The sequence below is a fragment of the Streptomyces corynorhini genome, from assembly GCF_003346515.1.
Classification (GTDB): domain Bacteria; phylum Actinomycetota; class Actinomycetes; order Streptomycetales; family Streptomycetaceae; genus Streptomyces; species Streptomyces corynorhini.
In genome coordinates, this window is sequence record NZ_QQNA01000119.1 from 1 (window position 1) to 14734 (window position 14734).

14 protein-coding genes are annotated in these 14734 nt (G+C 71.8%); 12 read left to right on the forward strand and 2 right to left on the reverse strand.

Annotated features, from left to right (window positions below; translation table 11 throughout):
- The 4 genes from DVH02_RS16170 to DVH02_RS16185 all read left to right on the forward strand — a co-directional run.
- Positions 1 to 478: amino acid ABC transporter ATP-binding protein (locus tag DVH02_RS16170; RefSeq protein WP_147286068.1), on the forward strand; the 478-nt coding region annotated here is incomplete at its 5' end.
- A 14-nt stretch (positions 479 to 492) separates the two neighbouring features.
- Positions 493 to 1428, forward strand: coding sequence for a glutamate ABC transporter substrate-binding protein (locus tag DVH02_RS16175; protein ID WP_114624528.1), 936 nt, complete (start codon positions 493 to 495; stop codon positions 1426 to 1428).
- A gap of 10 nt (positions 1429 to 1438) precedes the next feature.
- A complete protein-coding gene (locus DVH02_RS16180) occupies positions 1439 to 2083 on the forward strand; it encodes an amino acid ABC transporter permease (protein WP_114624529.1) in 645 nt (214 codons plus the stop codon).
- Positions 2080 to 2955: an amino acid ABC transporter permease gene (locus DVH02_RS16185; RefSeq protein ID WP_114624530.1), complete on the forward strand. Its 876-nt coding sequence runs from the start codon at positions 2080 to 2082 to the stop codon at positions 2953 to 2955. Before DVH02_RS16180 ends, DVH02_RS16185 begins: the two co-directional genes overlap by 4 nt.
- A gap of 94 nt (positions 2956 to 3049) precedes the next feature.
- Here the strand turns inward: DVH02_RS16185 and DVH02_RS16190 are convergent, their stop codons facing one another.
- Positions 3050 to 3784 carry a hypothetical protein gene (locus DVH02_RS16190; RefSeq protein ID WP_114624531.1) on the reverse strand — a complete coding sequence of 245 codons (735 nt, stop codon included), beginning with the start codon at positions 3782 to 3784 and terminating at the stop codon, positions 3050 to 3052.
- Between the two features lie 121 nt (positions 3785 to 3905).
- Between DVH02_RS16190 and ggt the strand changes: the two genes are divergently transcribed.
- Positions 3906 to 5726 (forward strand): gamma-glutamyltransferase, encoded by a 1821-nt coding sequence (ggt, locus tag DVH02_RS16195; RefSeq protein ID WP_114624532.1) that lies wholly within the window; start codon positions 3906 to 3908, stop codon positions 5724 to 5726.
- 228 nt (positions 5727 to 5954) lie between these two features.
- Here the strand turns inward: ggt and map are convergent, their stop codons facing one another.
- Positions 5955 to 6722 (reverse strand): type I methionyl aminopeptidase, encoded by a 768-nt coding sequence (gene map, locus DVH02_RS16200; RefSeq protein ID WP_114624533.1) that lies wholly within the window; start codon positions 6720 to 6722, stop codon positions 5955 to 5957.
- 64 nt (positions 6723 to 6786) lie between these two features.
- On the opposite strand from map, the gene DVH02_RS16205 reads away from it, so the two are divergent.
- From DVH02_RS16205 to DVH02_RS16235, 7 genes are all read left to right on the forward strand, one after another.
- Positions 6787 to 7038, forward strand: a complete 252-nt coding sequence (locus tag DVH02_RS16205) for a helix-turn-helix domain-containing protein (RefSeq protein ID WP_114624534.1) — start codon at positions 6787 to 6789, stop codon at positions 7036 to 7038.
- Between the two features lie 38 nt (positions 7039 to 7076).
- Positions 7077 to 7478 carry a PPOX class F420-dependent oxidoreductase gene (locus tag DVH02_RS16210; protein WP_114624535.1) on the forward strand — a complete coding sequence of 134 codons (402 nt, stop codon included), beginning with the start codon at positions 7077 to 7079 and terminating at the stop codon, positions 7476 to 7478.
- A gap of 116 nt (positions 7479 to 7594) precedes the next feature.
- Complete coding sequence (locus DVH02_RS16215; RefSeq protein ID WP_199566300.1) at positions 7595 to 9124, forward strand: hypothetical protein; 1530 nt, start codon at positions 7595 to 7597, stop codon at positions 9122 to 9124.
- Between the two features lie 197 nt (positions 9125 to 9321).
- The gene (locus DVH02_RS16220; protein ID WP_114624536.1) at positions 9322 to 10164 is read left to right on the forward strand and encodes a nitrilase-related carbon-nitrogen hydrolase; all 843 of its coding nucleotides are present in this window, start codon (positions 9322 to 9324) and stop codon (positions 10162 to 10164) included.
- Positions 10161 to 11441: an aspartate aminotransferase family protein gene (locus DVH02_RS16225; protein WP_114624537.1), complete on the forward strand. Its 1281-nt coding sequence runs from the start codon at positions 10161 to 10163 to the stop codon at positions 11439 to 11441. The genes DVH02_RS16220 and DVH02_RS16225 overlap by 4 nt, the downstream gene beginning before the upstream one ends.
- A gap of 148 nt (positions 11442 to 11589) precedes the next feature.
- The gene (gene hydA / locus DVH02_RS16230) at positions 11590 to 12996 is read left to right on the forward strand and encodes a dihydropyrimidinase (protein WP_114624538.1); all 1407 of its coding nucleotides are present in this window, start codon (positions 11590 to 11592) and stop codon (positions 12994 to 12996) included.
- A gap of 79 nt (positions 12997 to 13075) precedes the next feature.
- Complete coding sequence (locus tag DVH02_RS16235; RefSeq protein WP_114624539.1) at positions 13076 to 14077, forward strand: TIGR03842 family LLM class F420-dependent oxidoreductase; 1002 nt, start codon at positions 13076 to 13078, stop codon at positions 14075 to 14077.
- The last annotated feature ends 657 nt before the right edge of the window (positions 14078 to 14734 follow it).

The window sequence follows — 14734 nt, forward strand, 5'->3', positions numbered from 1 at the left end:
GTCGTTCAACCTCTTCGCGCACCGGACCGTACTGGACAACGTCTCGCTCGCCCCGATCAAGGTCCGCGGACTCAAGAAGGCGGACGCCGACCGGCGCTCCCGCGAACTGCTCGACCGGGTGGGCCTCGCCGACCAGGCCGCCAAACTGCCCGCCCAGCTCTCCGGCGGTCAGCAACAGCGCGTCGCGATCGCCCGCGCGCTGGCGATGGACCCGAAGGTCATGCTCTTCGACGAGCCGACCTCGGCCCTCGACCCCGAGATGATCAACGAAGTCCTCGAAGTGATGCGGCAACTCGCCCGCGACGGGATGACCATGGTCGTGGTCACCCACGAGATGGGCTTCGCCCGGTCCGCCGCCAACCGCGTGATCTTCATGGCCGACGGCCGCATCGTCGAGGACCGCACCCCGGAGGAGTTCTTCACCGCGCCGGCGAGCGAACGGGCCAGGGACTTCCTCTCCAAGATCCTCAAGCACTGACGGGGGCACGGCCGATGACACCTCCGCGACGCCGGAGCAGAACCCTCACGGCGCTGGTCCCGCTGCTGCTGGCCCTGCTCGCGCCCCTCACCGCCGCGGGCTGCGGCAAGGCGGGCAGCCCGCCCGTGAAGGGCCCGCGGGCCGACGCCCTGCCGCACTACCGGGTGGACCGGTCCTTCACCCTGCCCGACTCACCCACCTGGAAGAAGGCCGAGCGCCGCGGCCATCTCGTCGTCGGAGCCAAGGAGGACCAGCCGTACATGGGCGAGAAGGACCCCGCCACCGGCGTCTACTCCGGCTTCGACATCGAGATCGCCAAGATGATGTCGGCCTCGCTCGGCTTCGACCCGAAGACCGTCGAGTTCCGCACCATCGCCTCCGCCAACCGCGAAACCGCCCTCCAGAACGGGCAGATCGACTACTACGTCGGCACGTACACCATCAACGACAACCGCAAGAAACTCGTCGGCTTCGCGGGCCCCTACTACATGGCGGGCCAGTCCCTGCTGGTGCGCACCGACGAGCACGGCATCGACGGGCCGCGCGACCTCGACGGCAAACGCGTCTGCTCGGCGTCCGGATCCACCCCGTACCAGCGGATGCGGCAGGACTACCCGCGGGTCGAACTCGTCGGCTACGACGCCTACTCCGTCTGCGTCGACAACCTGCTGACCTATCAGGTCGACGCCGTGACCACCGACGACACCATCCTCCAGGGCTACGCGGCCAAGGTGCCGCAGGAGCTGAAGGTGGTCGGCAAGCCGTTCTCCGAGGAGCCGTACGGCATCGGCGTCCCCCGGCGCGACAACGCGCTGCGGCTCGCGCTCGACGACGCCCTCGCCGTCCACGAGCGCAACGGTGACTGGCAGAAGGCGTACGACGCCACCCTCGGCCTCTCCGGACGCAGAGCCACCCCGCCCCCGCCCATCGACCGCTACCCGGCGAGCTGAGGCAGGCGCCATGGACGTACTCACCAAGAACTTCTCCCTCTACGGAGAGGGCTTCCTCGGCACCGTCGAGCTGACCCTCTACGCCTCCCTGCTCGCGCTGGCGCTCGGCTTCGTCATGGCGTCCTTCCGCGTCGCGCCGGTCCGCTCGCTGCGCGCGCTGGGCACCGTATGGGTCACCGTACTGCGCAACACCCCGCTCACCCTGCTGTTCTTCGCGGTCGTCCTCGGACTGCCACGCTTCGGCCTCGTCCTGCCCTTCCAGCTGTTCGCGGTGCTCGCGCTCGGCTGCTACACCTCCGCGTTCATCTGCGAGGTGCTGCGCTCCGGCATCAACACCGTGCCCACCGGCCAGGGCGAGGCGGCCCGCAGCCTCGGCATGGGCTTCGGCCGGACGCTGGGCGCGGTGGTGCTGCCGCAGGCGTTCCGTACGGTGATCCCGCCCATCGGCTCCACCCTGATCGCCCTCGCCAAGAACTCGGCGATCGCCGGCGCGTTCAGCGTCACCGAGCTGCTCGGCACCTACAAGAGCCTGAGCGAAATGGGCTACAGCATCATCTGGACCTTCGTCTGGATCGCCGTCGGATACCTGATCATCACGCTGTCCATCAGCGCGCTGTTCACGGTCATGGAGAAGCGCTGGGGGACCGCCCGATGAGCCGTGCCACCGTCATCGACGGGCCGACCGCCCTGTACGACATCCCGGGCCCCAGGACCCGCCGCCGCCACCGCCTCTACGGCGTCGCGGCGACGGCCGTGATCGCCGGGCTCGTCGGCTGGCTGCTGTACCTGCTCTTCGACACCGACCAGTTCACCGCCACGAAGTGGAGCCCCTTCGCGTACCGGGGGATCCAGGACCTGCTGCTGCGCGGCCTCGCCAACACCCTCAAGGCGTTCGCGCTCGCCGCGGTGCTCTCGCTCGCGCTCGGCGCGCTGCTCGCCACGGGCCGGCTCTCCGCGCACCGGCCGGTGCGCTGGATCGCCACCGCCCTGGTCGAGTTCTTCCGCGCCATGCCCGTACTGGTGATGATCTTCTTCATCTTCGTCGCGCTCAAGGTGCAGGCCCTGCCCGCGCTGGTGGCGGGACTCACGCTCTACAACGGCTCCGTGCTCGCCGAGGTGCTGCGCACCGGAGTGAACTCGGTGGAGCGCGGTCAGCGGGAGGCCGCGTACGCCCTCGGCATGCGCAAGACGCAGGTCATGTCGTACGTGCTGGTGCCGCAGGCGGTCCGCGCCATGCTGCCCACGATCATCAGCCAGCTGGTGGTCGCTCTCAAGGACACATCGCTGGGATATCTGATCACCTATGAGGAGTTCCTCCATGCCGGAAAGCTCATCGCCTCCAATCTCGACTACGATTTGCCGTTCATCCCCGTGGTGATGGTGATTTCGCCGATCTACATCGGGATGTGCATGCTGCTCTCCTGGTTCGCCCACTGGCTGGCCAGGCGTCAGCGGCGCAATCCCAGAACCGGTGGAGCGGGTGTCGCCCCGGCCTCCCCGGGGACGCTGCTGCCGGGCGCGCAGTAGCACAGGGCAGGGGCCCGCCCGGCTCGCGGCCGGAGATCACTTCCCCTCCGCAGGGGAGAAGGTCAGCTGCGCGCCGGTCGGGCCGTGCCCGGGTTCAACTCGCCGACGGCTCGGGCTCCGGGACCGGCGCGAGCGCCGTACGGGTCACCTCCGCGACCAGCTCCACCACATCGGGCCCGTACGCCTGCGAGTTCACGACCTTCAGCAGCAGACAGAACGACTTGTCCCCGTGCTTGCGCGCCAGCTTCTCGTGGTGGCGGGCCAGATAGCGCGAGGCGGCCTGGTTGGTGATCGCCCGCTGCCCGCAGAAGAGGAACACCGGCCGCGCCTCCTCCCCGGCCGTCAGCCGCGCCAGCAGCACGTACTCGGTCACCCCGGGCTCCACGCGGTAGTACTCGGTGCCGATCCGCAGCGCGCCGCGCTCCGCCTTCGGCTCGGGCTCCGTGTTCATCCTGATCCCGGGCAGCAGGGACGACAGGTGCGCCGCCATCCGGCGATTCGACGCGGGGCCGCCCACGCAGAACTCGGTTCGCTCCCCGAATCCGCGCCGCGCCGTGTCGTGCTGGACGATCTCGGCGTGCGCCCCGCAGTCCTTGATCAGCGCCGACAGCTCCAGCAGGGCGAAGACGTCGTAACGGTGGACCGCCCCGTCGCCGCCCGCCTCGCGATTGACGACGAGCAGACACTCCGAGTGGCCGGGCAGTCCGAAGAACGCCTGTTTCCTGCGCAGTCCGCGTCGCCAGAGGTAGGTACGGGCCAGCCAGCCCAGCGTGGCGCTCAGGCCCGCGGCGACCACGCCGAGCACGATATCGCGTATGTCGTCAGTCATGGGCGCGCATGGTATCGGCCGCCCCGCGACGGCGGGGGCCCTCTCGCGTCGCGGAGACGGTCCTGACGCGGCGGGCACCCTGAAGTTAGGCTGCGCGCACTGTTCCTGACTGGAGGTACGGATGCGTCGCTCCGCTGCGCGGAATGTCTCGCTGGTGGCCCTGGCCGCCGCCCTGCTGTCGGTCGGGGCGGCGCCGCCCCCACCGGCCGCCGTCGGCTCCCCGGCGAAACCGCCCGTCACCAAGACGCCGGTCGCGGCGGGGTACGGGGGAGCGGTCGCGAGCGTCGACGCCGACGCCTCGGCCGCCGGCATCGAGGTGCTCAGGCGCGGCGGCAACGCCGTCGACGCGGCCGTCGCCACCGCCGCCGCCCTCGGCGTCACCGAGCCGTACTCGGCCGGGATCGGCGGGGGCGGCTACTTCGTCTACTACGACGCCAAGTCCCGTACGGTGCACACCATCGACGGCCGCGAGACCGCCCCGAAGTCCGCCGACAGCTCCCTGTTCCTGGAGAACGGCGCCCCGATCCCGTTCGCCGACGCCGTCACCAGCGGCCTCGGCATCGGCACGCCCGGCACCGCCGCCACCTGGGACACCGCCCTCGGCGCCTGGGGCAGCCGGTCCCTGGGCGAGGTCCTGGCGCCCGCCGAGCGGCTGGCGAAGAACGGCTTCACCGTCGACGCGACCTTCCGCTCCCAGACCCAGTCCAACCAGGAGCGGTTCGCGGACTTCCCCGCCACCGCGCGGCTCTTTCTGCCGGGCGGTCGGCTGCCGGTCGTCGGATCGGTCTTCAAGAACCCCGATCTGGCCCGCACCTACGCCGAGTTGGGCCGCAAGGGCACCGGCGTGCTCTACCGGGGCGAGCTGGGCCGCGACATCGTACGTACGGTGCGCAAGCCGCCCGTCGATCCGGCGGCCGACCGTGTCGCGCGGCCGGGCGACCTGACCGAGCGGGACCTCGCGGCGTACCGGACGAAGCGTCGCGCGCCGACCAAGGTCTCCTACCGGGGGCTCGACGTGTACGGCATGGCGCCCTCGTCCTCGGGCGGTACGAGCGTCGGCGAGGCCCTCAACATCCTTGAGCGCACCGACCTTTCGAAGGCGAGCCGGGCCGGATACCTGCACCGCTTCATCGAGGCGAGCCGGATCGCCTTCGCCGACCGGGGCCGCTGGGTCGGCGACCCGGCCTTCGAGGACGTACCGACCAAGGGCCTGCTCTCCCAGCGGTTCGCGGACTCGCGCGCCTGCCTGATCAAGGACGACGCCGTCCTCAAGAGCCCCCTGGCGCCCGGCGATCCGAGCAGGCCCACGCCGTGCGACCGGGGCGGCACGGCCGCGCCGACCACCTTCGAGGGCGAGAACACCACCCACCTCACGGCCGCCGACAAGTGGGGCAACGTCGTCGCGTACACCCTGACCATCGAGTCGACGGGCGGCAGCGCCATCACCGTGCCAGGCCGGGGCTTCCTGCTCAACAACGAGCTGACCGACTTCTCCTTCGCCCCGGCGAACCCCGCGGTCCACGACCCGAACCTGCCGGGGCCCGGCAAGCGCCCGCGCTCGTCCATCTCGCCGACGATCGTGCTCGACCGGCACGACCGGCCGGTGCTGGCCGTCGGCTCGCCCGGCGGGGCGACCATCATCACCACCGTGCTGCAGACCCTGACGGGCCGTCTCGACCGGGGGCTCCCGCTGGTCGACGCGATCGCCGCCCCGCGTGCCAGCCAGCGCAACGCGGCGGCGACCGAGCTGGAGCCGGGGCTGTGGAACAGCCCGGTGCGCCGTCAACTGGAGGCGCTGGGGCACGTCTTCACCCAGAACCCGGAGATCGGCGCGGCGACCGGCGTGCAGCGCCTGCCCGACGGGCGATGGCTCGCCGCAGCGGAGCGCGAACGCAGGGGCGGCGGCTCGGCCATGGTCGTACGGCCGGCCGGGAAGCAGTAGAGGCGGCAGCGCCCGCGCCCGCGCCCGCGCCCGCGCGTCACGGGCGGCTCCCCGGGGCGGGAGCCGCCCGTGACGCGGGCCCGGACGGTCCGTACCGGCCGTACTTCCGGGGGGCGGGCTTCCGGGGTCCGGGCGGAGGGCTTCCAGGGGGCCGGGCGTCCGGGGGGAAGGCGTCCGGGCGTCCAAGGCGGAGGGCTTCCAGCCGTCCAGTCGTCCGGGTGTCCGCAGTCAGAGCGCCGTCAGGACGCGCGGTCCGCCGTCGGTGATCGCCACGGTGTGCTCCGCGTGGGCCGCGCGGCTGGCGTCCAGCGTGCGCACCGTCCAGCCGTCGCGCGCCGTGAAGTGCCGGTCCGTACCGCTGCCCGTCAGCATCGGCTCGATCGCCAGCACCATCCCGTGGCGCAGCAGCACGCCGCGCCCGGCGCGCCCCTCGTTGGGCACCCCGGGGTCCTCGTGCATCCGGCGTCCCACGCCGTGGCCGCCGAAGCCGTGGGGGATGCCGTACCCCGCCGCCCGGCAGACCCGGCCGACCGCGTGCGCGATGTCGCCGACGCGGTTGCCGACGACGGCCGCCGCGATGCCCGCCGCCAGCGCCCGGTCCGCCGTGTCGATCAGCCGCAGGTCGTCGGGGCGGGCGCGGCCCACCGTGAAGCTGATCGCCGAGTCCCCGACCCAGCCGCCGAGCACCGCGCCGCAGTCGATGGAGACGAGGTCGCCGTCGTGCAGCCGGTAGGGGCCCGGGACGCCGTGCACGATCACATCGTTCACGGAGGCGCAGATGACGGCGGGGTAGGGCGTGGGAGCCCAGGAGGGGTGATAGCCGAGGAAGGGCGAGCCCGCTCCGGCCTCGCGCAGCACACTCCGCGCGGTCTCGTCGAGCGAGCGCAGGGAGACGCCCGCGGCGGCCTCCTCGCGCACCGTCGCCAGCGTCCGCGCGACGACCCGGCCGGCGGCGCGCATCGCCTCCAGGGACGCGTCGGTCTTGATCTCCACCATCCCGATAACCATACCGATGGACGGGGGGAGCCGGAATGCCCGGCGCCGGTATTACAATGACGGCATGGTACGAAACCCCCTCACCCCCCGAGAGCGCGAGCGCGGTGAGCGGCTCGGCGGACTCCTGCGTGAGGCGCGCGGCTCGCGCAGCATGGTGGAGATCGCGGCCGCCGCCGGAATCTCCGCCGAGACCCTCCGCAAGATCGAGACCGGTCGTGCCCCGACCCCCGCCTTCTTCACGGTGGCGGCGCTGGCGGGCGCGCTCGGTCTGTCGATGGACGAGATCGCGGCCTCCTGCGCGTTGGTGCCGGTCTGAGGGGCCGGTCGGCCCGCGCGGCGCATAGAGTTCGGTAGGTGACGACGACCCTCGACGAACTCACCCGCAGCCGCTATCTGAGCCTCACCACCTACCGCAAGGACGGAACGGGCGTCGCGACGCCCGTCTGGCACGCGGTGGAGGGCGGCGAACTGTACATCTGGACCCGCTCCGACTCCTGGAAGGTCAAGCGGATCCGCAACAACGGCAAGGTGCTGGTGGCCGCCTGCGACGTGCGCGGCCGGATCGCGCCGGGAGCCGCGAGCGCCGAAGGGACGGCCCGCCTCCTCGACGGGGCGGGGCTCGCCAAGGCGCGCACCCTGCTGGCCGCGAAGTACACCTGGCAGTTCTGGCTGACCGACTGGCCCGCCATGGTCGTACGGCGCGGCAAGCGCCCGCACACCGGGATCGCGGTGACGCTCGGCGCCGACGCCGGGTGAGCCCTCCGCCCCCTGCCGGAAAACTGTCCGTAGCGGCCCCGTAACACGCCTGGGGTGAAATGCCCGGGGGCCGAAGGGTGTTCCCTCCGGCGACGGACTCGCAGGGGCGGGCAGCGATGACGGTGCATCAACTCCCGGCGGAAATCGGGAACTTCGCACAGTACTTACAGGGCCTGGCGGCGCGGCTCGACCCGTCGGCCGGCTGGTACGGGGTCTTCGGACACCGGGACCCGGAAGGGCTGCGCGCCTGCTTCGACGGGGCCCAGGTGCCGCCCTGGGACGTGGTCGACTCGCTGCTCCAGGACTTCGCGGCCGGGCACGACCAGCGGCTGGTGGCGCGGGAGAGCGAGCGCGCCCGGCGGCTGCACGCCGCGTCCGCCGCCGCGTACGACCGGCTCCCCGGCGGCGCCGAGGCGCTGGCGGAGCGGCTGCGGCTGATGCTCCGTGAGCAGACGTACGCGGCGGGCCGCGCCGACGAGCTGGCGCGGCTGCTCCGCGGCCTGCCGCGGGACTCGTCCCAGGGGGAGCGGCTCGGCCACGACCTGGCCTGGGTCCGTGACGACCACGCGCGCGCCACCGCGCGCTGCGCCGAACTCCGCACCAGGCTCTCCGCCCTGACGGCGCCCGGCTCCGCCGCGCCGCCGCGCCCGCCCGCCCCGGGTGGCTGGTTCCGCGCGGAACCGGGCCGCGCGGAGCCTGCTTCCGCGGAGCCTGCTTCCGCGGAACCTGGCCCCGCGGAGCCTGGCCCCGAGGACGGAGAGCCGACGGGCGCGGCGGGCCGGGGCGGCCCGGCCGACGCGGCCTCGCCGTCCGGCCGGGGCGGCGAGGGCGGCACGGGCGGCGGGGGCGACCGGGTCGACCAGGACGGCACGGGCGGGAAGCGGCCGGACGGCCGCGGCGGGAAGAAGACGCGCAAGGAGAAGCGGCCCGCCACCCAACGCAAGCCGCGCGGCGCCCGCTTCGCCGGGATCGAGGTCGAGGAGAGCGAACCGGCCGGGCCCGCTCCCGTGCCGCTCGCGCCCCCGCCCGGCGCCCCCGCCACCCCGCGCGGCGCCCGCTTCGGCGGGGTGCCCGAGGCCAGGCCCGTCGGCCCGACGCCGCCCGCGCTCACCCCGGAGGACCGGCGCGCCGCCGCGGAGACCGTCGAGCGGCTGATCCGGCTGCGCGCCGAGGGGCGCAGCGGCGAGGCCCATGTCGTCCTGTGCGAGGCCGCCGGGCGCCCGCCCGGCCAACTGCCGCAGCTCGCAGCCGAACTGCACCGCGCCGGGCTCGGCGCCGACTGGGCCGAACTGCTCTGGGAGGCCGCCTTCCTGCCGCCCGCGCGGCTCGCGGCGGCGGCCGGAGCGCTCGCCCTGGCGGGCCGCGACGACGACTGCCACCAACTGCTGCGCCAGGGCGTCTCCCGGCCCGCCGGCGAGATCAGCGACGCCGTTCTCGCGCTCGGCGACGCGGGCCGGGAGCAGGAGGCGCGGGCGCTGCTCACCGCCTTCGTACAGGCCCGCGCGCCCGAGGACGCGGCGCTGGTCGCCGCCCCGGATCCCGGCCGGCTCGTACCGCAGCTGATCGAGGCGGCCCGTACGGTCTCGGTCGCCAGGGAGCGCGACCTCGTCCACGCGCTGCGCGTGGCGGGGATCGGGCACGTCTGACCCCGGCGCGTACCCCATTCTGGCCTGAACCGCCCGATGTCGACCGCTCGGGTGTGAAACTTGATCGACTCTGCGGGTTAACGACGATGGTCTTGCCCCCGTGTGGGACGGGGCTTACGTTCTCCTCCTACGCATCGAATCTACGTGCGTAGAGCGCACCGACGCATCCGCCGACGCATCCGCCGAAGGAGCAGCTCGTGGCCTCAGTCGTACGCGCCGCACTTGTCCAGGCGACCTGGACGGGCGACACCGAATCCATGATCGCGAAACATGAGGAGCACGCCCGCGAGGCGGCCCGGCAGGGCGCGAAGATCATCGGCTTCCAGGAAGTCTTCAACGCGCCCTACTTCTGCCAGGTGCAGGAGCCCGAGCACTACCGGTGGGCGGAACCGGTCCCGGACGGACCGACCGTGACCCGGATGCGGGATCTCGCCCGGGAGACCGGCATGGTGATCGTCGTGCCGGTCTTCGAGATCGAGCAGTCCGGCTTCTACTACAACACCGCGGCGGTCATCGACGCCGACGGCTCGTACCTCGGCAAGTACCGCAAACACCACATCCCGCAGGTCAAAGGCTTCTGGGAGAAGTACTACTTCAAGCCGGGCAACGCGGGCTGGCCCGTCTTCGACACCGCCGTCGGCAAGGTCGGCGTCTACATCTGCTACGACCGGCACTTCCCCGAGGGCTGGCGCCAGCTCGGCCTGAACGGCGCCCAGATCGTCTACAACCCCTCCGCCACCTCGCGCGGCCTCTCCAGCTACCTCTGGCAGCTCGAACAGCCCGCCGCCGCCGTCGCCAACGAGTACTTCGTCGCCGCGATCAACCGCGTCGGCCAGGAGGAGTACGGCGACAACGACTTCTACGGCACGAGCTACTTCGTCGACCCGCGCGGACAGTTCGTCGGGGAGACGGCGAGCGACAAGGCGGAGGAACTCGTCGTCCGCGACCTGGACTTCGGGCTGATCGACGAGGTGCGGCAGCAGTGGGCGTTCTACCGGGACCGCCGCCCCGACGCGTACGAGGGGCTGGTGCGGCCGTGACGGAGCTGTTCGACCGGCACCGCGCCGTCCTGCCCGACTGGCTGGCGCTCTACTACCAGGACCCCATCGAGATCACCCACGGCGAGGGCCGCCACGTCTGGGACGCCGAGGGCAACCGCTACCTCGACTTCTTCGGCGGCATCCTCACCACCATGACCGCGCACGCGCTGCCCGAGGTCACCAAGGCGGTCAGCGAGCAGGCCGGGCGGATCATCCACTCCTCCACGCTCTACCTCAACCGCCCGATGGTCGAACTCGCCGAGCGCGTCGCCGGTCTGTCCGGCATCCCCGACGCCCGCGTCTTCTTCACCACCTCGGGCACCGAGGCCAACGACACGGCGCTGATGCTCGCCACCGCGTACCGGGGCTCGAACCAGATCCTCGCCATGCGCAACAGCTACCACGGCCGGTCCTTCTCCACCGTCTCCGTCACCGGCAACCGGAGCTGGTCACCGACGTCCCTCTCCCCGCTCCAGACGCTGTACGTGCACGGTGGTGTCCGCGACCGGGGACCCTACGCGGGGCTCACCGACGAGCGGTTCACCGAGGCGTGCGTCGCCGACCTGGAGGACCTGCTCGGCCATGTCCGTACCCCCGCCGCGCTGATCGCCGAACCCGTCCAGGGCGTCGGCGGCTTCACCGCCCCGCCCGACGGGCTGTACGCCGCGTTCCGCGAGGTCCTCGACCGGCACGGCGTCCTGTGGATCAGCGACGAGGTGCAGACCGGCTGGGGCCGCACGGGCGAGCACTTCTGGGGCTGGCAGGCACACGGCGAGAACGGCCCGCCCGACATCCTCACCTTCGCCAAGGGCATCGGCAACGGTATGTCGATCGGCGGCGTCGTCGCCCGCCCCGAGATCATGAACTGCCTGGACGCCAACTCCATCTCGACCTTCGGCGGCAGCCCCGTCACCATGGCCGCCGGGCTGGCCAACCTCTCGTACCTGCTGGAGCACGACCTCCAGGGCAACGCCCGCCGCGTCGGCGGACTGCTGATCGAGCGGCTGCGCGCCATCGGCGCCCGCGCCGACTCCGTACGGCAGGTGCGCGGCCGGGGGCTGATGATCGGCATCGAGCTGACCAGGCCAGGTACGACCGAGGCGGCGCCGGAGACGGCGGCGGCGGTCCTGGAGGCGGCCCGTGAGGGCGGGCTGCTGATCGGCAAGGGCGGCGGCCACCACACCAGCGTGCTGCGCATCGCGCCCCCGCTCTCGCTGACCGTCGCGGAGGCGGAAGAGGGCGCGGAGATCCTCGAACTGGCCCTGAGAAGCGCCTAGGGCCTCTCGTTCGGATCATGCCGGGCTGGATTCTCGGCCGCGCCGCCCCGCCCCGCCCGTCCGCCCCGCGCCGCGCCGCCCCGTCCGCCCCGCCCGTCCGCCCCGCCCGTCCGCTCCGTCCGTCCGTACGAAAGGGAGCGTCACCCGCATGAGCAGTACCCGTACCCTGATCCGCGGCGGTCTCGTCATCACCGCGTCCGACGAGATCCACGCCGACGTCCTGATCGAGGACGGCCGAATCGTCGCGCTCGCCGCGCACGGCTCCGGCACGGCCGAGGGCTGGACCGCCGGCCGTACCGTCGACGCCACCGGGAAGTACGTCATCCCCGGCGGCGTCGACGCGCACACCCACATGGAGATGCCCTTCGGCGGCACCTTCGCCGCCGACACCTTCGAGACCGGCACGCGGGCGGCCGCCTGGGGCGGTACGACCACCATCGTCGACTTCGCGATCCAGACCCCGGGCGGCTCGCTGCGCCAGGGGCTGGACACCTGGTTCGCGAAGGCCGACGGCAAGTGCGCCATCGACTACGCGTTCCACATGATCATGGCGGACGTCAACGAGACCTCCCTCAAGGAGATGGACCTCCTCGTCCAGGAGGGCGTCACCTCCTTCAAGCTGTTCATGGCCTACCCGGGCGTCTTCTACAGCGACGACGGCAAGATCCTGCGGGCCATGCAGCGCGCCTCGTCCAACGGTGGGCTGATCATGATGCACGCCGAGAACGGCATCGCGATCGACGTCCTCGTCGAACAGGCCCTGGCCGAGGGACGCACCGACCCCCGCCATCACGGCGAGGTGCGCAAGGTCCTGCTGGAGGCCGAGGCCACCCACCGCGCGATCCAGCTCGCGCGGGTCGCGGACGCGCCGCTGTACGTCGTCCACGTCTCCGCGGAGGAGGCGCTCGCGGAGCTGGCGGCGGCCCGGGACAAGGGGCTGCCGGTCTTCGGCGAGACCTGTCCGCAGTACCTGTTCCTCTCCACCGACAACCTCGCCGAGCCGGAGTTCGAGGGCGCCAAGTACGTCTGCTCCACCCCGCTGCGTCCCCGCGAACACCAGGCGGCGCTCTGGCGGGGGCTGCGCACCAACGACCTCCAGGTGGTGTCCACCGATCACTGCCCGTTCTGCTTCACGGGACAGAAGGAGATGGGCCGCGGCGACTTCTCGAAGATCCCCAACGGGCTGCCCGGGGTGGAGAACCGGATGGATCTGCTCCACCAGGCCGTGGTCGAGGGGAAGTTGAGCCGCCGTCGCTGGATCGACATCGCCTGCGCCTCCCCGGCCAGGATGTTCGGCCTCTACCCGCGCAAGGGCACCATCGCGCCGGGCGCCGACGCCGACATCGTCATCTACGACCCGCACGCGGAGCAGACCGTCTCGGCACGGACGCACCACATGGCCGTGGACTATTCCGCCTACGAGGGCAAGCGGATCACCGGCCGGGTGGAGACGGTGCTCTCGCGGGGCGAAGTCGTGCTGGAGGAGCGGGAGTTCAAGGGCAGTGCCGGGCACGGCCAGTACACCCCGCGCTCGACCTGCCAGTACCTCGACTGATTTCCGTACCGAGTTCAGCACCTTCCTCGCATCCCACCCGAGTTCAGCACCTCATCCGAGTTAGGGAGCGTCTCACGCCATGGACTTCGGACTCGTTCTCCAGACCGATCCGCCCGCCTCCGCGGTGGTCGACCTCATGCGGCGCGCGGAGCGCAACGGCTTCCGGTACGGCTGGACCTTCGACTCGGCCGTGCTCTGGCAGGAACCCTTCGTCATCTACAGCCGGATCCTGGAACACACCACCGACCTGGTGGTGGGCCCGATGGTCACCAACCCGTCCACCAGGACATGGGAGGTCACCGCCTCCACCTTCGCCACGCTCAACGACATGTACGGCAACCGCACGGTGTGCGGGATCGGCCGCGGGGACTCGGCGATGCGGGTGGTGGGGCGACGGCCCAACACTCTGGCGACCCTGGGCGAGGCCATCGACACCATCCGCGACCTCGGCGAGGGCCGGGAGGCGCTGATCGACGGCCGGCCGGTGCGGCTGCCCTGGGTGCGCGAGGGGAAACTGCCGGTGTGGATGGCGGCGTACGGTCCCAAGGCGCTGGCCCTGGCCGGGCGGAAGGCCGACGGCTTCATCCTCCAGCTCGCCGACCCGTTCCTCACGGAATGGATGATCAAGGCCGTCCGCACGGCGGCCGCCGACGCGGGCCGTGACCCGGACGCGATCACCATCTGCGTGGCGGCCCCCGCCTACGTGGGCGACGACCTCGCGCACGCGCGCGAGCAGTGCCGCTGGTTCGGCGGGATGGTCGGCAACCACGTCGCCGACCTGGTCTCACGCTACGGCGAACACTCCTCGATGGTCCCCGAGGAGCTGACCGAGTACATCAAGTCCCGACAGGGCTATGACTACAGCCACCACGGCCGCAGCGGGAACCCGGACGCCGGTTTCGTCCCCGACGAGATCGTCGACCGCTTCTGCCTGCTGGGACCGGCCGAGGCCCACATCGAGAAGCTGCGGGCGCTGCGCGACCTCGGCGTCGACCAGTTCGCCGTGTACGCCATGCACGATGCGCGGGAGGCCGCCATCGACGCGTACGGACAGCGTGTCATCCCCGCACTCAACGGATAGGCGTCGACGCGGAGGGCGGACGGCATCCCCGACCGGCACGAATCCTCGGTCTCTTCCCGATGACACCGCCGCCGATGACCGGGCGTCTGAGGGGATTCTCCCAAGATGCCTCGACCACTCCTCGGTGATGATGGCGACGGGTGCGGCGATCGTACCGTTAATGAGACGGCGGCCCCCGGGCCACCCTCCGGCACCACCACGATCGCCGCACTGCGCGCCGACCGTCATATCGACCTTGGCGCGGTGGGTGTGCTCATCGGAGGCTTTTTGGTGACCTGAACGAGGGGAATGAAGTCCACCATCAGGTCGAGCCGGTCGAGCACTTCACCGTCTGACCGGACCCGGTACGTTGCCCTTTCCATGGGCAGGTCGTACAGGAGATCGGCGTACTTGAGGCCGTCCAACTCCCCTTCGCGTCGCTGAGATAGCACGTTCACGGAGTCGCCCGGCCCGGAGCCCACAGGTAGGTGCGCGTGATCGCGCCCGTATCAGGGCTGAGGGAGTCGCCCTTGCTCAGGACCGGCGCTAAACCGAGGCGTAGGCGGCTGACCGGCCGCCGAATCTGGTGACTGATCCAGGTTGTGACCTGGATGACGTTCCCCTTCGGCGACCAGTAGCCGGGTAGGCATCGGCCCTTCCTGGCGGCGCCTGGACGCA

Coding starts and splice junctions, on each gene's coding strand:
- DVH02_RS16175 (WP_114624528.1), top strand. CDS start 493: ATGACACCTCCGCGACGCCGGAGCAGAACCCTCACGGCGCTGGTCCCG.
- DVH02_RS16180 (WP_114624529.1), top strand. CDS start 1,439: ATGGACGTACTCACCAAGAACTTCTCCCTCTACGGAGAGGGCTTCCTC.
- DVH02_RS16185 (WP_114624530.1), top strand. CDS start 2,080: ATGAGCCGTGCCACCGTCATCGACGGGCCGACCGCCCTGTACGACATC.
- DVH02_RS16190 (WP_114624531.1), bottom strand. CDS start 3,784: ATGACTGACGACATACGCGATATCGTGCTCGGCGTGGTCGCCGCGGGC.
- ggt (WP_114624532.1), top strand. CDS start 3,906: ATGCGTCGCTCCGCTGCGCGGAATGTCTCGCTGGTGGCCCTGGCCGCC.
- map (WP_114624533.1), bottom strand. CDS start 6,722: ATGGTGGAGATCAAGACCGACGCGTCCCTGGAGGCGATGCGCGCCGCC.
- DVH02_RS16205 (WP_114624534.1), top strand. CDS start 6,787: ATGGTACGAAACCCCCTCACCCCCCGAGAGCGCGAGCGCGGTGAGCGG.
- DVH02_RS16215 (WP_199566300.1), top strand. CDS start 7,595: ATGACGGTGCATCAACTCCCGGCGGAAATCGGGAACTTCGCACAGTAC.
- hydA (WP_114624538.1), top strand. CDS start 11,590: ATGAGCAGTACCCGTACCCTGATCCGCGGCGGTCTCGTCATCACCGCG.
- DVH02_RS16235 (WP_114624539.1), top strand. CDS start 13,076: ATGGACTTCGGACTCGTTCTCCAGACCGATCCGCCCGCCTCCGCGGTG.